Annotated in this window: 21 protein-coding genes; 11 read left to right on the top strand and 10 right to left on the bottom strand. The window is 68.9% G+C overall.

Annotated features, from left to right (window positions below):
* Window positions 1-10 precede the first annotated feature (10 nt).
* Complete coding sequence (locus ASC76_RS21250; protein WP_056471532.1) at window positions 11-853, top strand: 23S rRNA (adenine(2030)-N(6))-methyltransferase RlmJ; 843 nt, start codon at window positions 11-13, stop codon at window positions 851-853.
* A 127-nt stretch (window positions 854-980) separates the two neighbouring features.
* Complete coding sequence (locus tag ASC76_RS21245; RefSeq protein ID WP_056471529.1) at window positions 981-1,847, top strand: PEP-CTERM sorting domain-containing protein; 867 nt, start codon at window positions 981-983, stop codon at window positions 1,845-1,847.
* Window positions 1,848-1,858: 11 nt separating this feature from the next.
* On the opposite strand, the gene ASC76_RS21240 is transcribed toward ASC76_RS21245, so the two are convergent.
* Complete coding sequence (locus ASC76_RS21240) at window positions 1,859-2,608, bottom strand: helix-turn-helix transcriptional regulator (protein WP_056471525.1); 750 nt, start codon at window positions 2,606-2,608, stop codon at window positions 1,859-1,861.
* A gap of 129 nt (window positions 2,609-2,737) precedes the next feature.
* On the opposite strand from ASC76_RS21240, the gene ASC76_RS21235 reads away from it, so the two are divergent.
* Genes ASC76_RS21235 through ASC76_RS21215 form a run of 5 tightly spaced genes read left to right on the top strand, consistent with a single transcriptional unit; the run spans window position 2,738 to window position 7,040 of the window.
* Window positions 2,738-3,160, top strand: coding sequence for a YiaA/YiaB family inner membrane protein (locus tag ASC76_RS21235; protein WP_056471522.1), 423 nt, complete (start codon window positions 2,738-2,740; stop codon window positions 3,158-3,160).
* A 26-nt stretch (window positions 3,161-3,186) separates the two neighbouring features.
* Complete coding sequence (locus tag ASC76_RS21230) at window positions 3,187-3,597, top strand: hypothetical protein (RefSeq protein WP_056471520.1); 411 nt, start codon at window positions 3,187-3,189, stop codon at window positions 3,595-3,597.
* Window positions 3,594-4,379 carry a DUF2145 domain-containing protein gene (locus ASC76_RS21225; RefSeq protein WP_235580547.1) on the top strand — a complete coding sequence of 262 codons (786 nt, stop codon included), beginning with the start codon at window positions 3,594-3,596 and terminating at the stop codon, window positions 4,377-4,379. The genes ASC76_RS21230 and ASC76_RS21225 overlap by 4 nt, the downstream gene beginning before the upstream one ends.
* A gap of 36 nt (window positions 4,380-4,415) precedes the next feature.
* Window positions 4,416-6,314, top strand: a complete 1,899-nt coding sequence (locus tag ASC76_RS21220; protein ID WP_056471517.1) for an MFS transporter — start codon at window positions 4,416-4,418, stop codon at window positions 6,312-6,314.
* A gap of 45 nt (window positions 6,315-6,359) precedes the next feature.
* On the top strand, window positions 6,360-7,040 hold the full coding sequence (locus ASC76_RS21215) for a CAAX prenyl protease-related protein (protein WP_056471513.1): 681 nt from the start codon (window positions 6,360-6,362) through the stop codon (window positions 7,038-7,040).
* A gap of 14 nt (window positions 7,041-7,054) precedes the next feature.
* Here ASC76_RS21215 and ASC76_RS21210 read toward each other — a convergent pair whose 3' ends face one another.
* Together ASC76_RS21210 and ASC76_RS21205 are read right to left on the bottom strand one after the other, a co-directional pair.
* Window positions 7,055-7,990 carry a YihY/virulence factor BrkB family protein gene (locus tag ASC76_RS21210; RefSeq protein ID WP_082549366.1) on the bottom strand — a complete coding sequence of 312 codons (936 nt, stop codon included), beginning with the start codon at window positions 7,988-7,990 and terminating at the stop codon, window positions 7,055-7,057.
* 7 nt (window positions 7,991-7,997) lie between these two features.
* Window positions 7,998-8,423 (bottom strand): CBS domain-containing protein, encoded by a 426-nt coding sequence (locus tag ASC76_RS21205; protein WP_056471510.1) that lies wholly within the window; start codon window positions 8,421-8,423, stop codon window positions 7,998-8,000.
* 182 nt (window positions 8,424-8,605) lie between these two features.
* Between ASC76_RS21205 and ASC76_RS21200 the strand changes: the two genes are divergently transcribed.
* Together ASC76_RS21200 and ASC76_RS21195 are read left to right on the top strand one after the other, a co-directional pair.
* Window positions 8,606-8,830 carry an AbrB/MazE/SpoVT family DNA-binding domain-containing protein gene (locus tag ASC76_RS21200; RefSeq protein WP_056471506.1) on the top strand — a complete coding sequence of 75 codons (225 nt, stop codon included), beginning with the start codon at window positions 8,606-8,608 and terminating at the stop codon, window positions 8,828-8,830.
* The gene (locus ASC76_RS21195) at window positions 8,827-9,225 is read left to right on the top strand and encodes a type II toxin-antitoxin system death-on-curing family toxin (protein WP_056471503.1); all 399 of its coding nucleotides are present in this window, start codon (window positions 8,827-8,829) and stop codon (window positions 9,223-9,225) included. Before ASC76_RS21200 ends, ASC76_RS21195 begins: the two co-directional genes overlap by 4 nt.
* Window positions 9,226-9,229: 4 nt before the next feature.
* On the opposite strand, the gene tgt is transcribed toward ASC76_RS21195, so the two are convergent.
* Both tgt and queA read right to left on the bottom strand, forming a co-directional pair.
* On the bottom strand, window positions 9,230-10,357 hold the full coding sequence (gene tgt, locus ASC76_RS21190) for a tRNA guanosine(34) transglycosylase Tgt (protein ID WP_056472126.1): 1,128 nt from the start codon (window positions 10,355-10,357) through the stop codon (window positions 9,230-9,232).
* Window positions 10,344-11,426 (bottom strand): tRNA preQ1(34) S-adenosylmethionine ribosyltransferase-isomerase QueA, encoded by a 1,083-nt coding sequence (queA, locus tag ASC76_RS21185; protein ID WP_056471499.1) that lies wholly within the window; start codon window positions 11,424-11,426, stop codon window positions 10,344-10,346. Before queA ends, tgt begins: the two co-directional genes overlap by 14 nt.
* 57 nt (window positions 11,427-11,483) lie before the next feature.
* On the opposite strand from queA, the gene recG reads away from it, so the two are divergent.
* Together recG and ASC76_RS21175 are read left to right on the top strand one after the other, a co-directional pair.
* Window positions 11,484-13,538, top strand: coding sequence for an ATP-dependent DNA helicase RecG (gene recG / locus ASC76_RS21180; RefSeq protein WP_056471496.1), 2,055 nt, complete (start codon window positions 11,484-11,486; stop codon window positions 13,536-13,538).
* Between the two features lie 21 nt (window positions 13,539-13,559).
* The gene (locus ASC76_RS21175) at window positions 13,560-14,483 is read left to right on the top strand and encodes a LysR substrate-binding domain-containing protein (RefSeq protein WP_056471492.1); all 924 of its coding nucleotides are present in this window, start codon (window positions 13,560-13,562) and stop codon (window positions 14,481-14,483) included.
* Window positions 14,484-14,522: 39 nt separating this feature from the next.
* Here the strand turns inward: ASC76_RS21175 and ASC76_RS21170 are convergent, their stop codons facing one another.
* From ASC76_RS21170 to ASC76_RS21150, 5 genes are all read right to left on the bottom strand, one after another.
* Window positions 14,523-16,118 carry an amidohydrolase family protein gene (locus ASC76_RS21170; RefSeq protein WP_056471488.1) on the bottom strand — a complete coding sequence of 532 codons (1,596 nt, stop codon included), beginning with the start codon at window positions 16,116-16,118 and terminating at the stop codon, window positions 14,523-14,525.
* 88 nt (window positions 16,119-16,206) lie between these two features.
* Window positions 16,207-16,515: a YciI family protein gene (locus ASC76_RS21165; RefSeq protein WP_056471485.1), complete on the bottom strand. Its 309-nt coding sequence runs from the start codon at window positions 16,513-16,515 to the stop codon at window positions 16,207-16,209.
* A gap of 6 nt (window positions 16,516-16,521) precedes the next feature.
* Entirely contained in the window at window positions 16,522-17,547 is a 1,026-nt protein-coding gene (locus ASC76_RS21160; protein ID WP_056471482.1) for a uroporphyrinogen decarboxylase family protein, read from the bottom strand.
* Window positions 17,548-17,565: 18 nt separating this feature from the next.
* Window positions 17,566-18,270, bottom strand: coding sequence for an ABC transporter ATP-binding protein (locus ASC76_RS21155; RefSeq protein ID WP_056471479.1), 705 nt, complete (start codon window positions 18,268-18,270; stop codon window positions 17,566-17,568).
* Window positions 18,263-20,014 (bottom strand): ATP-binding cassette domain-containing protein, encoded by a 1,752-nt coding sequence (locus ASC76_RS21150; protein WP_056471476.1) that lies wholly within the window; start codon window positions 20,012-20,014, stop codon window positions 18,263-18,265. Before ASC76_RS21150 ends, ASC76_RS21155 begins: the two co-directional genes overlap by 8 nt.
* Window positions 20,015-20,016: the final 2 nt, after the last annotated feature.

The following is a 20,016-nucleotide window of genomic DNA, read 5'->3' as shown; positions in this document are numbered from 1 at the left end:
CACTAGCGCCATGCTTGCCTACCGACACGCCTTCCACGCGGGCAACCATGCCGACGTGCTCAAGCACACCGTGCTGACGCTGGTGCTGCGCTACATGAACCAGAAGGACAAGCCGTACCGCCTGGTCGACACCCACGCCGGTGCCGGCGGCTACTCGCTCGAGGGCCGCTTCGCGCAGAAGAAGGGCGAGTTCGAGCAGGGCATCCTGCGTCTTTGGGACCGCGACGACCTGCCGCCCGCGGTGGCCGATTACGTCCAGCTCGTGCGCCAGTTCAATCCCGACGGCATGCTCGAGCAATACCCCGGCTCGCCCGCCTTCGCGCAGATGCTGCTGCGGGCCCAGGACCAGCTGCGGATGTTCGAGCTGCACCCGACCGACCACCGCATCCTGCAGTCGTACATCGGCGAGGTGCCCGGCGCGACGGTCTACGACACCGACGGCTTCGAGGGCCTCAAAGGCCAGGTGCCCCCGTCGTCGCGGCGCGGCGTGGTGCTGATGGACCCGAGCTACGAGGGCCACAAGGACTACGGCAAGGTCATCAGTTCGCTGCGCGAAGCGCTGCTGCGCTTCGCCGAGGGCGTGTACCTGGTGTGGTACCCGCAGGTCAGCAAGCTCGAGGCCGCGCAGCTGCCCAAGCGGCTCGAGGCCCTCGCGCCAAAGGGTTGGCTGCACGCGCGGCTGACGGTGCAGCAACCCGACCAGCAGGGTTTCGGCCTCGCGGGCAGCGGCATGTTCGTGATCAACCCGCCGTTCACGCTGCACGACGAGTTGCTGACCGTGCTGCCGTACCTGACCGACGTGCTCGGCCAGTACGACGGCGCCAATTACCTGCTCGAGCAGCGCGCCGCGTGAGTCGCCGGCCCCCCAAGGAATAGGGAGCGCGGTCGTCGAGCGTGGGATGGCTGCGATGGCGGCGCGCCACGACCATCGCAGCCGCGGTCGCCACCTTCGGTCGGCCGGACTTCGAAGGAGCGTCATCATGTCAGTCACCTCTTCAACCTTGCGGCGCGGTGCCGCCGCGCTCGCGCTGTGCGGCGCGGCTCTCCAGGCGGTCGCTGCGCCGTACGTGGTCGGCGGCGCAAGCCAGGCCATCACGTCGGACAGCGACTCGTGGGCCTGGGACGGGAGCTATCTCACCGGCTTTCGCGCGGCGCTCGAGAACCCGGTCTACTTCGGCCCCGCCGGCGTCGTGAACCGCAGCATCCAGACGACGACGCTCGGTGCCGTGAACGCCGGCACGCTGGCGGGCGTCAACATGTTCGTCGGCACCTGGATCTCCGACGCGCAGGCTGCGCCGATGAGCGCGGCAGTGATGAACTTCTTTCTCGGCGGCGGCGATCTGTTCCTGCTCCAGGACGATGCAGCGCATGACGGCCTCGGAACCGCTTTGGGCATCAGCACGACCCAAAGCACCGGTTCGGTGTCGAACGGCGGCGCGCCGCTGTTCGACGGCCCGTTCGGTGTCGCGACTGACGTCAAGCAGTACTACAACATCGGCCAGCTCGACGCCGCCGCGATCGCCGCCCGCAACGGTCATGTCGGGGGTACCAACGCCGAGGGCCAGATCACCTCGGCGTATTGGAAGGCGGGCGAGTACGCGCCCGGCGCTGGCGCGCTGTTCATCATTGCCGACATCGACATGATCTCGACCACCACCGCGTGCGGCCTGCCGGTCTGCGGCGGCAGCTATTCGCCGCTGAACGCCAACGGGATCTATGCGCTGAACACGTTCTCGTTCCTGCAGAGCAACGGCGGCACGCCGCCGATTCCGGAACCCGAAACCTACGCCCTGATGCTTGCCGGCCTCGGCCTGATGGGCTGGATGGTGCGGCGCCGCCAGCGCTGAGGTGCGATCGATCAGGCGGGCGGCGGCGCGCCGCGCTTCAGGTCGCGGAACGGGCCGAACAGCCACGAGCGCATGCCGACGACCAGGGTGTAGTGGCCCTTCTGGTCGGCGGAGAGCTTCTGGTCGGCCAGGTGCTGCTGCGCGAAGTCCTGGCCGACGCGCTGTAGCCGCTCGACGAAGTTGACCGCCTGCGCGGTGCTGATGTGGCCGTGCACCAGCATCAGCGTCTCGCCCTCGCCGTCGAAGCCGCCGCTGTAGTAGTCGTCGGCGACGTGCTCACGGAAGTAGGCCATCGCCGGGCCGTGCGGGCGCCAGCGGAAGCCCTTGCCGACCTTGAGCCGGTAGCGGTTCAGCGGCCGCAGCTCGATGAAGCCGAGCTTGTCGAGCTGCAGCAGGTAACGCACGCACTCGGCCTCGCTGATCGCGTAGGTGGCCACCATCTGCTCGAAGGTCCACTGGCTCACGCAGCACAGCGCCAGCAGCATCAGCTTGCGGTCGGCCACCACCGCGGTCTCCTGCTCCAGCGTCAGCTCGCGGCGCAGCGGTTGCGCGTCGGCGATCTTGCGCGCGAGCTCGGCGAAGTCCATCTTCAGCACGCGCAGCACCTCGTCGATGCGCGACAGCGGCATGTCGCCCTTCGCGAAGATGCGCTTGATGCTGGACTCGGCCATGCCGAGCTGATCGGCGAGGTCGGCGTAGGTGATGCCGGCGGCCTTGAGTTCGGCCTTCAGCGCGATGACGAGGTCGTGGGTGGTGCTCATGCGGTCCCCAAAAGTACCTTGAAACGATACCAGAGGGCTGCAACTCTGCGACCCTCCTTCGGGTGATTGATACCCGAGGTCGCGACGACGACCATTCGCTCCGTGTTCAACCCACCCCGAAAGCACCTCATGTCACGCACCTCGATCCGCCAAGACACCCGCGCCTGGAAACTTCAGGTCTGGGTCTCGTTCGGTGTGGCCGTGCTGCTCTGCGGCACCGGCCTGGCCTACCTGCCCGGCGCCGACCTGGACCGGGCGTTCATGGTGATGGGCTACATGTTCTGCCTGTCGACCGCGTTCGCGCTCGCCAAGTACGTGCGGGACAACGAGATCGCCCGCAACGACACGCCGATGTGGGGTCTGGTCGTCTGGGGCGGCTTCGCGCTGGCGATGGTCCTGACGGGCTGGGGGCTGTGGCGCATGGACGTGAACCCGACCTACAAGGCCTTCCTCGGCGTCAGCTGGCTGTTCCTGATCTCGACCGTGTTCACGCTGGCGAAGACGCTGCGCGATGCCCACGAAGCGATGCGCGCCGAGCGCGACGTCGCCTGACCCCTGACTCGATCCGGAGACTCTTCATGAAATCGATTCGTCACTTCACCCTCGCGGCCGTGCTGGCCGGGCTTGTCGCCGGCGCGCAGGCGCATTCGGAGGTGTCCGAGGCGAGCGCGCTGTCGGCGCTGCCGATCGCGGTGTCGGTCGCCGCGCCCGTCGTGCTGCTGTCGGCTGGCGCGACGCTCAGCGTCGTCGCGGTCGAGTATTCCGCGGCCGGCGCGCTGTGCGTGCTGGAGCGCGCCTCGGACGGCGCCCGCACGACGCTGCGATTGAGCGGGCAGGCGGCGGCAGGCCTGTCGCTGGCGGCCGGCACCGTGGTCGTCGTCACGGCCGTCAGCACCGGCTGGGTGCTGTCGACCGCGAGCCGCGCGATCGCGTTCGTGCCGAACGAGAGCGGCAACGCGCTGCTCTACAACGAACGGGTGACGCGGTGAACGCGCCCGCCCTGCGCGCCGGCCTCGCTGCGGCGCTGCTCGCGCTTGCGGCCACTCAGGCGCAGGCCGGCCGAAGCTGCGAGAACCGGCCGCCGACCGTCGCCGCCGTCGAGCGCTCGATGGCGCTGGCCGAGCACACTGCGCGACAGCTCGAGCGCAGCGGCGCGCAGGTCGTGCTGCTGGCGCGCGCCGGGCAGGACCTGAGCGAGTACCACCTGCGCTATTCGCACCTCGGCTTCGCGTACCGCGACGGCGAGCGCTGGCGCGTCGTCCACAAGCTGAACCAGTGCGGCACCGCCAACGGCTCGGTCTATCGGCAAGGTCTCGGCGAGTTCTTCCTGGACGACCTGTTCGACTACGAGGCGGCGATCGTCGTGCCGCAACCCGAGGTGCAGGCGAAGCTGTTGCCGGCGCTGAAGGACAACGCCCGGCTCGCGCAGCTCAACACACCGGCCTACAGCGTGGTCGCGTACCCGTGGGCGCAGCGCTACCAGCAGTCGAACCAGTGGGCGATCGAGACGCTGGCGATGACGCAGGAGCCGGGCGCCCGCACCCGCGAACGTGCGCAGGCCTGGCTGCAGCTGAAGGACTACCAGCCAACGACCTTGCGCATCGGCGCGCTGAAGCGCCTCGGTGGTCGCCTGACCGCCGCCAACGTCGCGTTCGACGATCACCCGAACGAGAAGCGCTTCGCCGATCGCATCGACACCGTCACGGTGGACTCGGTGTTCAGCTGGATGAATCGCAGCGGCCTGGGCGGCCCGGTCCAGGTGATCCGGTAGATTCCGCCTGCGCTCAACAACACGACAGGGACCCGCATGACCCCGAACGAGCACGCCGCCGCGCATCCGAACCAGTTCGCGCTGCTGAAGCAGAAGCGCTTCGCACCGTTCTTCTGGACCCAGTTCCTCGGGGCCGGCAACGACAACCTGTTCAAGTTCGCGTTCACGGTGATGATCACCTACCAGCTGCAGGTCAGCTGGCTGCCGGCGAGCATGGCCGGCCTCGTGATCGGCGCGCTGTTCATCCTGCCGTTCCTGCTGTTCTCGGCGACTGCCGGCCAGGCGACCGACAAGTACGACAAGACCGCGGTGATCCGTTTCGTCAAGAACCTCGAGATCGCGATCATGGCGCTCGCGGCGTTCGGCTTCTGGACCGGCAACGTGATCGTGCTGCTCGCCTGCGTGCTGCTGATGGGCCTGCACTCGACCATCTTCGGCCCGGTCAAGTTCGCCTACCTGCCGCAGCACCTGAACGAGCGCGAGCTGACCGGCGGCAACGGCATGGTCGAGATGGGCACTTTCGTCGCGATCCTGCTCGGGCAGGTGGCGGGTGGGCTGCTGGTGGCGATTCCGGAAGTCGGCCGGCACTATGTGGCGATCGGCTGCGTCGCGGTCGCGCTGCTCGGCCGGCTGACGGCGCAGGGCGTGCCGCCGTCGCCGAGCAGCGACCCGCAGCTGCGCATCAACTGGAACCCGGTCACCGAGACCTGGCGCAACCTGATGCTGGCGCGCGAGAACATCGTCGTGTTCCGCTCGCTGCTCGGGATCTCGTGGATGTGGTTCTTCGGCGCGGTGTTCCTGTCGCTGTTCCCGGCCTTCGCGAAGGACGTGCTGCATGGCGACGAGCGCGTCGCCTCGCTGCTGCTGGTGGTGTTCTCGATCGGCATCGGCACCGGCTCGCTGCTGTGCGAGATGCTCTCCAAGCGCCATGTCGAGATCGGTCTGGTGCCGATGGGCGCGATCGGCATGAGCGTGTTCGCGATCGACCTGTACTTCGCGGCGCGCGGCCTCGCGCCATCAAGCGGCTACACGCTGGGCAGCTTCCTCGCGCAGCCGCCGCACTGGCGGGTGATGGCCGACCTGGCGCTGCTGTCGCTGTTCGCGGGGCTGTACAGCGTGCCGATGTACGCGCTGATCCAGCTGCGCTCGCAGCCGAGCCACCGCGCCCGCATCATCGCGGCCAACAACATCCTGAACGCGCTGTTCATGATCGTGAGTTCGCTGATCGTCGGCGCGCTGCTGGCCGCGCACTTCACGATCCCGCAGGTGTTCCTGATCACCGGTCTGCTGAACGCGGTGGTCGCGTTCTACATCTTCATGCTGGTGCCGGAGTACTTCCTGCGCTTCGTCGCGTTCATCGTCACGCGCCTGGTCTATCGCTTCAAGGTGCGCGGCGACGAGAACATCCCGGCCACCGGCGCGGCGATCCTGGTGTGCAACCACGTCGCGTTCGTCGACCCGGTGCTGCTGATGGCGGCGAGCCCGCGGCCGATCCGCTTCATCATGGACCACAAGATCTTCGCGATGCCGGTGCTCGGCTGGTTCTTCAGGCTCGCCAAGGCGATCCCGATCGCACCGCAGCGCGACGACCCGGTCGCCTACGAACAGGCATTCGCGAAGGCGCGCGAGGTGCTGAACGACGGCGACCTGCTGTGCATCTTCCCCGAAGGCGCGCTGACCCGCGACGGCGAGCTCGGCGAGTTCAAGGGCGGCGTGATGAAGCTACTCGAATCGAACCCGGTGCCGGTCGTGCCGCTGGCGCTGCAGAACCTGTGGGGCTCGTATTTCTCACGCAAGGACGGCTCGGCGATGAGCAAGCCGTTCCGGCGCGGCTGGTTCAGCCGGGTCGGTCTGGTCGCCGGCGACGCGGTGGCGCCGGCCGCGGTCACGCCGGCCGGGCTGCGTGAAAGGGTTTCGCACCTGCTGGCCTCCTGATCTGGCATCCTCTGCGGCTTTTGCCGCCCCGGGAGTCGAACAAGAATGGCCTTGCAGTTGAGCCGCGCCGCCGTCGCGCGCATCCTTCCGTTCGCGGCATTCATGTTGCTGCTGGCCGCGCGCGGCGCGGTGCCGGTCGACGGCTCGTGGGGCATCGACCCGCGCTGGATCTACGGCCTCACGGTGCTGGTGGTCGGCGGGCTGCTCGCGTACTTCTGGCGCGAATACGGAGAGCTGGTCGCGCAGACCTGGCCCAACCTGACCGAACTGGCGCTGGCGGTCGCAGCCGGGTTGGTCGTGTTCGGGCTGTGGATTCACCTCGACGCCCCGTGGATGACGATCGGCAGCCCCTCGGCGACCTTCCTGCCGATCGATGCCCAAGGCGCGCTGATCTGGCCGCTGGTGATCGCCCGCTGGATCGGTGCCGCGCTGATCGTGCCGCTGATGGAGGAGCTGTTCTGGCGCTCGTTCCTGATGCGCTGGATTCAGAGCCCGCAGTTCGAATCGGTCGTGCCGCAGCAGGTGGCGCTGAAGGCGATCGTGCTGTCGACGTTCGTGTTCGTGCTGGCGCACACGCTGTGGCTGGCAGCGATCGTCGCCGGTCTGGCGTACGCCCTGCTGTACGTGCGCACGGGCAAGCTGTGGGTGCCGGTCATCGCGCATGCCGTGACCAACGGGGCGCTCGGCGTGTGGGTGCTGGCGACGCGGCAGTGGGCGTTCTGGTGAACGCGCGCTGAAGCTCAGGCCGGCTTCGCGGCCGTGCGGCCGAGCCGCTCGTACTCCGAAATCACCTGTGCGCCGAGCAGCAGCAGGGTCGCCGCGATCTCCAGGCTGAGCAGCACGACGATCGCCGTCGTCATCGAGCCATAGACGACGCTGACCTGCGACAGCGTCGCGAAGTACCAGACGAGCACGTGGCGCGTGATCTCCCACAGCACCGCCGCCGTGACGCCGCCGATCAGCGCGTGGCTGACCCGCAGCCGCCCGACCGGCATCACGAGGTACACCGACGTCAGCACGAAGATCTCGCCGGCCACGCCGAGCAGGTACAGCAATGCGCCCGACACGCCGTGCAGCGACCAGGCGCGGCCGAACAGCTCGACGTTCTCCTGGCCGATCGCCTGCAAGCTGCCGGCCACGAGCGTGACCAGCAGGAGCCCGATGCCCAGCGACAGGATGTAGAGATACGGCAAGATCGCCGAGGCCAGGAAATGTCGGCGCCGCACGACCAGCCGGTGCAGGAAGATCACCGTCATCGCGCTCTCCAGCACCGTGAACGCCAGCGTGCTGAAGAAGATCATCGTGACGACCAGCACCCCGCCGATCAGCTCGCGGTGGGCGAGGAAGTTCGACAATTCCGCGATCACCGCGCGCGATTGCCCCGGCACCAGCCATTCGAGGTAGCGCGCGAGCGTCTGCAGCAGCGCCGCCTGGTCGACGAAGTGCGACAGCGCGATCACGGTGAGGATCAACAGCGGCACGATCGACAACAACGCGTAGTACGCGACCGCACCGGCAAGCAGCAGGCCCTGGTTCTTGCGGAACGCCTTCAGCGTGTTCCACGCGAACGCGCCGGGGTGCTGCAGCACCGTCGTGAACTGGGGACCGAGGACGCGTTCGCGAAAGAGCGCGACGCGACCGCGCGGCGGCTTGCCCTCGGCCGCCACGGGCGCCATGGCGCGCCTAGACCTGCGCGTCGTTCTCGGAGATCTCTCGAAGGGCTTCATCGGTGGGTGCGCTCTGGCGCGTGGCCAGGTCGCCCAACGCGACGATACCGATGATCCTGCCGTTCGGGTCGACCACCGCGAGGCGGCGCACTTGCGCGTCGCCCATCAGCTTCATCGCGGTGTCGACGGTGTCGGTCGCGCTGCACGAATGCACTTCGTCGGTCATCACGTCCGAGACCAACGCTTCGCCGGGCGCGAGACCGGCGGCGACACCGCGCACCGCGATGTCACGGTCGGTCACCATGCCGACCAGCGTCTCGCCGTCGCAGACCGGAAGGACGCCCACGTCGAGGTCGCGCATCTGCTGCGCGGCGGTCTGCAGGTGGTCGGTCAGCTGGATGGTCGTGACCTCGCGGGTCATGATGTCGTTGATGGTGGCCATGTCGGTGTCCCTGGGGATGCGGCGAACGGGGCGTTCGGCTGGTTCGAAGACTAGGCGCCGCGCAGCGTGCGAGATATCGGGGGACGGCCGCCCGCCGCGTAAGACATCTCCGACGACGCGGCTTGCGTCGGGTCGGCGTGGCGATTAATATAACGAAAGTTATAACTTTATCGGACATCGCCATGCACGCACTCAAGCTCACCCAGATCGGCAACTCGGTCGGCGTGATCCTGCCGAAGGAGGTGCTGGCGCGGCTGAAGGTGGAGAAGGGCGACCTGATCTACCTGACCGACAGCGCCGACGGCCTGCGCATCACGCCGCACGATCCGACCTTCGAGGCGCAGATGAAGGCGGCGCGCGCGATCATGCGCAAGCGCCGCAACGTGCTCCATGAGTTGGCGAAATGACTCCGGCCAACGACCCGTGGATCTGGATCGATCCTTCAGTCATTCACGCGGTGCACGAAGAGCAACTCGCCGAGCACGGTGGCTCGACGGGGTTGCGGGATGCCGGCCTGCTCGAATCTGCGCTGGCCCGGCCCCTGCAACTCGCGGCGTACGGCGAGCCGGATGCCGCCGCGCTGGCAGCCGCCTATGGCTTCGGCCTGGCAAAGAATCACCCGTTCGTCGACGGCAACAAGCGCACGGCGTTTGTCGCGGTCGAACTCTTCCTCGCGCTCAACGGCTGGTCGCTGACGGCGAGCGATGTCGATTGCGTGCTCGCGATGCTGCGGCTCGCGGGCGGGGAGTCGAGTGAACTGGAATTCGCGGACTGGGTGCGCGCGAACAGCGTCAAAGACTGAACCGCTACACCCCGCGCGCCCGGTCCTCCCGGAACCGCGTCGCGAACGTCGCGAACGCGCCGGCGTCCAGCGCCTCGCGCACCTCGCGCATCAGGTTCACGTAGTAGTGCAGGTTGTGGATGCTCGCGAGCATCGGCCCGAGCATCTCGTTGCAGCGGTCGAGGTGGTGCAGGTAGGCGCGCGAGAAGTTCGCGCAGGTGTGGCACGTGCAGGTCATGTCCGGCGGCGACTCGTCGGCCTTGTGGCGCGCGTTGCGGATCTTCAGGTCGCCGAAGCGGGTGAACAGGTGGCCGTTGCGCGCATTGCGCGTCGGCATCACGCAGTCGAACATGTCGACGCCGCCTTCGACACCCTCGACCAGGTCCTCCGGCGTGCCCACGCCCATCAGGTAGCGCGGCTTGTGCGCCGGCAGCCGGTGCGGCGTGTGCGCGACGATGCGCTGCATCAGCGGCTTCGGCTCGCCGACGCTGACGCCGCCGATCGCGTAGCCGGGCAGGTCGAGCTCGACCAGTTTCGCGAGCGACTCCTCACGCAGGTTCTCGAACATGCCGCCCTGCACGATGCCGAACAGCGCGTTCGGGTTCTCGAGCCGCGCGTGCTCGGTCAGGCAGCGGCTCGCCCAGCGCAGGCTCAGTTCCATCGAGACGCGGGCCTCGCGCTCGGTCGTCAGGTGACCCTTGGTTTCGTAGGGCGTGCACTCGTCGAACTGCATCACGATGTCGCTGTTCAGCACGCGCTGGATCTGCATGCTGATCTCGGGCGTCAGGAACAGCTTGTCGCCATTGACCGGCGACGCGAACTTCACGCCCTCCTCGCTGATCTTGCGCATTTCGCCGAGCGACCAGACCTGGAAGCCGCCGCTGTCGGTCAGGATCGGTTTGTTCCACGCCTCGAAGCGATGCAGGCCGCCGAACTGCTTCAGCACGTCGAGCCCGGGCCGAAGCCAGAGGTGGAAGGTGTTGCCGAGGATGATCTGCGCGCCCATCGCCTCGAGCGACGCGGGCATCACGCCCTTGACCGTGCCGTAGGTGCCCACCGGCATGAACACCGGGGTCTCGACGACACCGTGGTTGAGGGTCAGCCGGCCGCGGCGCGCGTGGCCCTCGGTCTTCAGCAGGTCAAAGGTCAGCATGGTCGGTCCCGGGGTCGTGCGGCGCGCGCTGCAGCAGCATCGCGTCGCCATAGCTGAAGAAGCGGTAGCGCTCGCGGATCGCGTGGGCGTACAGCGCGCGGATGCGGTCGAAGCCCGCGAACGCGCTGACCAGCATCATCAGCGTGCTCTTCGGCAGGTGGAAGTTGGTGATCAGCACGTCGACGACGCGGAACGCGAAGCCGGGCGTGATGAAGATGTCGGTGTCACGGCTGCCGGCTTGCAACGCGCCTTCGCGCGCCGCGGATTCGAGCGCACGCAGCGTCGTCGTGCCGACCGCGACGATGCGCCCGCCCGCGGCGCGGGTCCGCGTGATCGCGTCGACAGTCGCGCGCGGCACGTCGAACCACTCGCTGTGCATCGTGTGCTCGGCCAGGATCTCGGTGCGCACCGGCTGGAAGGTGCCGGCGCCGACATGCAGCGTGACGCCGGCGGTGGCGATGCCGCGGCGCGCCAGCTCGGCCAGCAGCGCGTCGTCGAAGTGCAGCGCGGCCGTCGGCGCCGCGACCGCGCCCGGCTTGGCGGCGAACACGGTCTGGTAGCGGCGCTCGTCCTCGGCCGTGTCGGCATGCGTGATGTAGGGCGGCAGCGGCACGTGGCCGTGCGCGGCGAGCAGGGCCAGCGGGTCGGCGGGGAAGCGCAGGTGGAAAAGCGACTCCTGCGGGCCGGCGCGACCGAGCACCTCGGCATTGAACGCATCGGTGCGATCGACACCAAAGAAGCGCACCGTGCTGCCCGCCTTCGGCGACTTGCTCGCGCGCAGGTGCATCAGCACTTCATGGCCCGGCAGCACGCGCTCGACCAGCGCCTCGACCGCGCCGCCGCTGGCCTTGGCGCCCAGCAGCCGCGCCTTGATCACGCGGGTGTCGTTGAAGACCAGCAGGTCGCCGGCGCGCAGCAGCGCCGGCAGCTCACGGAACACGCGGTCGACCGGCGCGCTTCCGGTGCCGTCGAGCAGCCGCGAAGCGCTGCGCTCGGCGGCCGGTTGCTGGGCGATCAGTTCGGGGGGCAGAGCGAAATCGAAGTCGCTCAGCGTATAGGTAGGCGTCATGCGGTTGAGGGCTGGACCGGCCCGTGCCAACTGGAAGAAGAAGGGCAGAATTCTCCCATGCCCGCCGTGACTGCTTCTCCTGCCGCCAAGGACAAGTCCGGCCCGCAACGCGCGCTGGAGAAGCTCGGCCTGGTGCGCCCGATCGACTTCGCGCTGCACCTGCCGATGCGCTACGAGGACGAGACCCGGCTGGTGTCCATCGCGAGCCTGCGCGACGGCAGCGTCGGCCAGGTCGAAGGCGTCGTCGCATCGTGCGAGGTGCAGATCCGGGGACGGCGCCAGCTCGTCGCGCGCCTGCACGACGGCAGCGACGACCTGGTGCTGCGCTTCCTGCACTTCTACCCGTCGCACCAGAAGGCGCTCGCGGTCGGCACCCGAGTCCGCGTGCGCGGCGAGGCGCGCGGCGGTTTCTTCGGTCTGGAGATGGTCCACCCGACTTTCAAGGCCGTGACCGAAGGCGCGCCGCTCGCGACCGCGCTGACGCCCGTCTACCCGACCAGCGCACAGCTGCCGCAGGCCTACCTGCGCAAGGCGATGGATGCGAACCTCGCGCGCGTCGACCTGTCGGAGCTGCTGCCGCCGGAGGCGGTCCCGGCCGGCATGATGAACCTGCGCGAGGCGCTGATGTTCCTGCACCACCCGGCGCCGAACGTCGGCCTGGCGACGCTCGAAGACCGCAGCCACCCGGCCTGGCAGCGGCTGAAGTTCGAGGAATTGCTGGCGCAGCAGCTTTCGCAGCTGCAGGCCAAGCGCGAACGCGAGCTGCAGCGCGCGCCGCCGTTCCGCGTCCGCAACGGCGGGCTTCAGGAGCAGCTGCTCGCCGCGCTGCCGTTCGCGCTGACGAAGGCGCAGCGCCGGGTCGTCGACGAGATCGCGCACGACCTGCAGCGCGCGGTGCCGATGCATCGGCTGCTGCAGGGCGATGTGGGTTCCGGCAAGACCGTGGTTGCCGCGGTCGCGGCCGCGGTCGCGATCCATGACGGCTGGCAGTGCGCGCTGATGGCGCCGACCGAGATCCTCGCCGAGCAGCACCTGCGCAAGCTGGTCGGCTGGCTCGAGCCGCTGGGCATCACGGTCGCGTGGCTCACAGGCAGCCGCAAGGGCAAGGGGCGGGCCGCCATGCTGGCGCAGGTCGCGTCCGGCGAGGCCATGCTGGTCGTCGGCACGCATGCGGTGATCCAGGAGCAGGTGCAGTTCGCGAAGCTGGGGCTGGCGATCATCGACGAGCAGCATCGCTTCGGCGTGCAGCAGCGGCTGGCGTTGCGCGAGAAGCTGCGCTCGAATCAGATCGAACCGCACACGCTGATGATGAGCGCCACACCGATCCCGCGCACGCTGGCAATGACCCTCTTCGCCGACCTCGACGTCAGCACGATCGACGAACTCCCCCCCGGCCGCACGCCGGTCGTCACCAAGCTGTTCGCCGACGACAAGCGCGAGGCGGTGATCGGGCGCATCCGCGATGCGGTCGCGCAGGGGCAGCAGGTCTACTGGGTCTGCCCGCTGATCGAGGAGAGCGAGACGCTCGACCTGCAGAACGCGACCGAGACCCACGCGCACCTCAGTGCGGCCCTGCCCGAGCGCATGGTCGGCCTGCTGCACGGCCGCATGAAGGCCACCGAGAAGGCCGCGGTGATGGCGCTGTTCACGGCGGGCGAGATGGCGGTGCTGGTCTCGACCACGGTGATCGAGGTCGGCGTCGATGTGCCGAATGCGTCGCTGATGGTGATCGAGCATGCCGAGCGCTTCGGCCTGTCGCAGCTGCACCAGCTGCGCGGGCGGGTCGGCCGCGGCACGGTGGCCAGCGTGTGCGTGCTGCTCTACACCGCGCCGCTGTCGGACACCGGCAAGGCCAGGCTGAAGGCGATGCTGGAGACCGGCGACGGCTTCGAGATCGCGCGCCGCGACCTCGACATCCGCGGGCCCGGCGAGTTCATGGGCGCGCGCCAGTCGGGCGCGCCGCTGCTGCGCTTCGCCGACCTGGCCGAGGACGAGGCGCTGGTCCACCTCGCCCGTGACGCGGCGACGCTGCTGCTGGACCGCCACCCGGAGGTCGCGCTCGCGCACGTGAACCGCTGGCTCGGCGGTCGCTCCGACTACCTGAAGGCCTGAATTGCCCACAGAATCGCGGGCATGACGCTCACCGAATTGCGCTACATCGTCGCCGTGGCCCGCGAACACCATTTCGGGCGCGCCGCCGAGGCGTGCTTCGTCTCGCAGCCCACGCTCAGCGTCTCGATCAAGAAGCTCGAGGAAGAGCTCGACGTGAAGATCTTCGAGCGCGGCGCCAACGAGGTGACCGTCACGCCGCTGGGCGCGGAGATCGTGCGCCAGGCGCAGATGGTGATCGAGCAGGCCGCCGCGATCAAGGAGATCGCGCAGCGCGGCAAGGACCCGGTCAGCGGCCCGCTGCGTCTGGGCGTGATCTACACGATCGGTCCGTACCTGCTGCCCGACCTGGTGAAGCAGGCGATCGAGCGCGTGCCGCAGATGCCGCTGATGCTGCAGGAGAACTTCACCGCCAAGCTGCTCGAGATGCTGCGCAATGGCGAGCTCGACTGCGCGATCATGGCCGAGCCCTTTCCCGACACCGGCCTGGCCGTCGCGCCGCTGTACGACGAGCCGTTCATGGCCGCGGTGCCCAAGCTGCACCCGCTCGCCAAGCGCAAGAGCCTGAGCACCGACGAGCTGAAGGACGAGACCATGCTGCTGCTCGGCACCGGCCACTGCTTCCGCGACCACGTGCTCGAGGTCTGCCCCGAGTACGCGCGCTTCGCGAGCAGCGAGGCCGAGGGGATCCGCAAGAGCTTCGAAGGCTCGTCGCTCGAGACGATCAAGTACATGGTTGCCTCGGGCATGGGCGTGACCGTCGTGCCGCAACTGAGCGTGCCGAAGGACAAGCAGCCGCACATCGCCTACATCCCGTTCACCAAGCCGGTGCCGACGCGCCGCGTGGTGCTCGCATGGCGCCGCACCTTCACCCGCTACGAGGCGATCGCGGCGCTGCGCAACGCGATCTACGCGTGCCCGCTCGAAGGCGTGAAGCGGCTGTCGTGACCGACCGGCGGCCCGCGCGGATGTGCGGGCCGCGACGGATCAGCGGAACACGTCCTGCGCGATGCCGGCGGCGCTGAACAGGTAGTCGCGCGAGTCCTCGAGTTGCGTGCGCAACCGCGCGAGGTTGGTGTCGAGCAGACGCCCCTTCCACTTGCGCACCTTGCCGGCGACGATCACGGTCTCGACGTTGGAGCGCTCCATCAGCGAGACCACGGCGCCGGGCACGCTGTTGAGCGGCGCGACGTTGATCGCGCTGGCGTCGAGGATGATGATGTCCGCCTCCTTGCCCGGCGTCAGCGAGCCGACCTTCTTGTCCAGGCGCAGGCCCTTCGCGCCGTTCATCGTCGCGTAGCGCAGCACGTCGCGGGTCGTCAGCAGCGGCGGCACACCGGCGGCGGGCGTCGGGTACTGGGTCGGCGGCGTCAGCGCGCCCTGCTCCAGCACCATCTGGTTCACCAGCGCGCGCTGCACGTTCATCGTCGAGCGCATCTGGGTGAAGAAGTCGGCCGTCAGCGTGCACTCCACGTCCGTGCTCAACGACGGCTCGATGCCCAGGCTCAGCGCCTTGAGGATCGGCGGCATGCCGTGGCGCATGTTCATCTCGATCGGCACCGCCAGCGAGACCTGCGCACCGACCTCCTTGACCCGCTGCCAGCCCAGGTCGGACATGCCGGTCATGTGCACGAACAGGTTGTCCGGCCCGAGGCCGAGCGTGCCGCTGTCGCCGCCCTTGCCCTGCGCGAGCAGGTCCAGGGTCGGGCGGATGCCGAACGGCGAGAGCACGTGCGCGGCCACCTGCAGCCCGAGTTCGCGCCCGATCTTCCAGGCCTTTTCGTAGGCCGGCAGGTACAGCTCGCCGCCCATGATCATCGTCATCAGCTGGTCGCTGGACGAGAACCACTGCTTCTTGATGCGGATCGCGTCGTCCGGGTACTTGTTGCCCGGGTTGGTGCCGAGGATCGCCGCGCCGGCGCTCTCGAAGTAGCCGAACACGCTGCGCCGCCCGGAGTCCATCACGCCCTTGATCGCGGCGTCCGAGTGCTGCGGCGAGTGGTGGATCTGCGAGATGTCGTGAACGGTCGTGACGCCGGCATCGAGCTGGCTCAGCGAGCCGAACAGCTGGTTGATGTAGACGTCCTGCGGGCGGTAGACCGGCGCGAACTTCAGCAGGATGTATTCGAAGTAGGTCGGGTCGGCGCTGCGCGTGCCCGAGCCGTCGTTGATCAGGATGCCGTCGGCCAGGAAGCTGCGCAGCGCGGTCTCGAACAGGTGGTGGTGGGTGTCGATGAAGCCTGGCATCACGATGCGGCCGCGCGCATCGATCTCGGCCGCGCCGCCGGCGTGCAGGCTGCGCCCGACGGCGACGATCTTCTTGCCTTCGACCAGCACGTCGGCCTGGGCGAAGTCGCCGACCTTCGGGTCCATCGACATCACCGCGCCGCCGCGGATCACGTAGCGCCGGCCATGCTGGCCGCTGTCGTCCGGCGCCTTGTCCTCATGGGCGGCGGCCGGGCCGGCGGCGAGCAGGTCGAACGCGGTGGCCGCGACGCCGGTGGCCGCGGCGGCCTTGAAGAATCCTCGTCGCGAGCCGAAGTAATGGTTCTGGGGCTTCCCTTCGTCACAGAGTCTGCACATGGCGTTGTCTCCTCAAAGGTGAGTCACGCCCAGCCATGACCCGTTGTTTGGTGTGCTGCTTGCGCAGTGCTGGGTTGAAAGAAACTCCTCAGTTCGGTGGGGCGACGAACCCGGTGCGCTGCGGCCACAGGTTCTGGAAGGCGTGCACCTGCGTCTGGCCGTAGAGGCCGGCAACGGTGAACGGCTCGCGTGACAGCCAGGCGAGCGCCGCGGCCCGGTCGGCGAAGTCGATCACCAGCAGGCTGCCCAGCATCGCCTGGCCGTCGTCCCCGGTCAGGGGCCCGGCGAACGCGATGCGGTCCGCCGCTTGCGCGAGGTAGGCCTTGTGTTCCGGCCGCACGCGCGCGCGCAGGTCGCCGGCATCGGCGCGATCGACGAGGTGGAACGCGAACAGCATCGTGGCTCAGCCGCCGTGGCGCTGCCGCAGCACCTTCGCGGCCTCGACCATCGCGCTCAACTTGCCGATCGCAGTCTCGCGCGGCAGGTACTTCATGCCGCAGTCGGGCGCGAGGATCACGTTCTCGGGCTTGACGTACGGCAGCGCGCGCTCGATGCGCTCGACGATCGTCGCGACCGACTCGATTTGCGGGTCGGACAGGTCGATGCAGCCGACCATCAGCCGCTTGCCGTCGAGCGCGGCCAGGGCCGAGCAATCGAGGTGGGACTGGGCGGTCTCGAGCGAGATCTGCTTGCAGCTGCAGCCAGCCAGCTCGGGCAGGAAGGAATAGCCGCTCGGCCGCTCGTGGATGATCGCCGCGTAGCCGAAGCAGATGTGGACGGCGGTCGTGCCGGTGATGCCGTCGAGCGCGCGGTTCAGCGCCGCCAGGCCGTACTGGCGGGCCTTCTCGGGCCGTGCCTGCATGTAGGGCTCGTCGATCTGCACCACGTCGGCGCCGGCTGCGAACAGGTCGCGGATCTCGGCGTTGACGGCGGCGGCGTAGTCCATCGCCGCCTCTTCTTCCGTCTTGTAGAAGTCGTTCTGGGCCTGCTGCAGCATCGTGAACGGGCCGGGCACGGTGATCTTCACCATGCGGTCGGTGTTGGCGCGCAGGAACTTCAGGTCGTCGACCTCGACCGCGTGCATGCGGCGGATCTTGCCTACGATGCGCGGCACCGGGTTCGGGTGGCCGGAGCGGTCGAGCGCGGTGCCGGGGTTGTCGAGGTCGACGCCTTCGAGCGCGGTCGCGAAGCGGTTCGAGTAGCTCTCGCGGCGGATCTCGCCGTCGCTGACGATGTCCAGGCCCGCGGCTTCCTGCGCGCGGATCGCGATCAGCGTCGCGTCGTCCTGCGCCTGCTCCAGATACTGCGGCGGGATGCGCCACAGCTCCTTCGCCCGTGTGCGCGGCGGGAAGCGGCCGGCCAGCTTGGCGCGGTCGATCAGCCAGTCCGGCTGCGGGAAGCTGCCGACGATCGTGGTGGGGAACAGCATGGGAGGTCTCCGGTTGCGTTACACGCCGAGGTAGGCGCGCTGGATTTCGGGTCGGGCGAGCAGGTCGTCGGGTGCGCCCTCGGCCACGATGCGGCCCTCCTCGAGCACGTAGGCGCGGGTCGAGACCTGCATCGCCATCACGACGTTCTGCTCGACCATCAGCACCGACATGCCGGCGGCGTTGATGCGGCGGATGGCGGCGAACATGTCGTGCACGATCAGCGGCGACAGGCCGAGCGACGGTTCGTCGAGCAGCAGCAGCCGCGGCCGCGCCATCAGCGCGCGCGCGATCGCGACCATCTGCTGCTGGCCGCCCGAGAGTTCGCCGGCGGCGCTGGCGAGCTTGGCCTTCAGCGCGGGGAAGAGGTCGAGCACCGAATCGAGCGACTCCTGCCGATGTGCCTTCGCGGCCGGCAGGTAGCTGCCGAGCTCCAGGTTCTCGAGCACGCTCATCCCGGTGAACAGCCGCCGGCCCTCCGGCACGACCGCGATGCCGGCCTCGCAGAAGCGGTGCGGCGCGAGCTGCGTGATGTCGCGGCCTTCGAACACGAGCCGCCCGGCATTGGCGCGCAGGATGCCGGCCAGCGTGTTGATCAGCGTCGTCTTGCCGGCGCCGTTCGGGCCGACCACGCACAGCAGTTCGCCGGCGCGCACGTCGAGCGAGACGCCCCACAGCGCGCGCGCCGCACCGTAGGCCACCTGCAGGTCGCGGACTTCAAGCATGCGCTTTCCCCAGGTAGGCCGTCATCACCTCGGGGCGCTGCATCACGTCGGTCGCGCTGCCCTCGGCCAACAGGTCGCCGTGGTTGAAGACGACGATCCGGTCGGTCAGCGCCATCACTGCGCGCATCACATGCTCGACGAACAGAACCGTCGAGCCCTGGTCGCGGATGCGCCGGATCAGCGCGACCGCGTCGTCGATCTCGCTCGGCGTCAGGCCGCACAGCACCTCGTCGAGCAGCACCAGGCGCGGCCGCGAGGCGAGCGCGCGGGCGAGCTCGAGGAACTTGCGCTGGTGCAGGTTCAGGTCGTCGGGGCGCGCGGCGGCCTTGTCGTGCAGGCCGGTGAAGTCGAGCCAGGTCATCGCCTGTCGGCGCGCGGCCGCCACGTCGTGCACCGCGCCGCCGAACATCGTCGCCAGCGCCACGTTGTCGAGCACGCTCAGGTGCGCGAACGGCCGCGGGATCTGGTACGTGCGGGCGATGCCCGACGCGGCGATCTCGTGCGCGGCGCGGCCGGTCAGGTCGCGGCCCTCGAACACGATCTGCCCGGCGGTCGGCGTGTAGTGGCCGGTGACGACGTTGATGAAGGTCGACTTGCCCGAGCCGTTCGGCCCGAGCAGGCCGAGGATCTCGCCGCGGCGCACGTCCACGTCGACGCCGGTCAGCGCGTGCACGCCCTTGAACGACTTCTTCAGGCCGCGCACCCGCAGCAGCACCTCGCCGGGTGCGACGCCGGCGGAGGGCGCGATCGGCGCGTCGACGGGTGCGGGCGCCGGGGCGCCGTGTGTCGCGAGCGGGACCGCGGCCGTGCGCCGCGCGAACAGCTTCTGCAGCCGCGAGAGGATGCCGTCCGGCATGAACAGGATCGCCGCGATCAGGATCACGCCGACCATGGCCTTGCCGGCGATCGCGTGATCGGCCGCGGTGAAGCTGTAGAGCAGCGCGGTGATCGCGATCGCACCGATGGCCGGCCCGGCCCAGTGCCGCGTGCCGCCGAGCACGCTCATCAGCACGACGGTCAGCGGCACCGCGATCGTGAACACCTCGCCGACCGTCACGTACGACAGGAACAGGGCGTGGATGCCGCCGGCCACGCCGGCCAGCGCGCACGAGATCGCCAGCGCCATCAGCTTGTAGCGGTAGGTCGGCACGCCCATGACCTCGGCCGCGTCCTCGTCGTCGTGGATCGCGAACAGGCCGGCGCCGAATTTCGAGACGTAGATCGCCCAGGCGATCAGCAGCGTCGCGGTGGCGGCGGCCAGCGCCAAGAGGTAGAACGTCGACGAGGCCGTCGGCCCGATTTTCGGGATCGGCACCGCGCTGAGCGACACGCCGTTGCCGCCGTCCAGCGGCGTGTTGACGACGATCGTGCCGATCACGAACGTGATCGCCAGCGTCAGCAGCGCGAACAGTTCGCCGCGCACGCCTTTGACCCGGAACACCACCGCGCCGAGCGCGACGCCCAGCACCGCCGCCACCAGCGCCGCCACCGGCAGCGTCCACAGGAACGGCCACTCGTAGCGCGCCAGCAGCGTGCTGGTCGTGTACAGCCCCGCGCCGAAGAACGCACCGTGGCCGAACGAGAAGTAGCCGGTGTAGCCGGACAGGATGTTCCACGAGGTCGCGAGGACGATCCAGTGCAGCATCAGGTACAGCAGCGAGTCGTAGAACGCCGGCAGGCCGAGCTGCGGGACGAAGGCCAGCGCGATCGCGGCAGCAACGATGATCCGAGGCGTGCGCTTCATGA

The organism is Rhizobacter sp. Root404 (assembly GCF_001425865.1).
In the GTDB taxonomy this organism is placed as follows: domain Bacteria; phylum Pseudomonadota; class Gammaproteobacteria; order Burkholderiales; family Burkholderiaceae_C; genus LMDS01.
The sequence above is the reverse complement of the archived record's forward strand: the minus strand, read 5'-3'. Positions and strand labels throughout refer to the sequence as shown.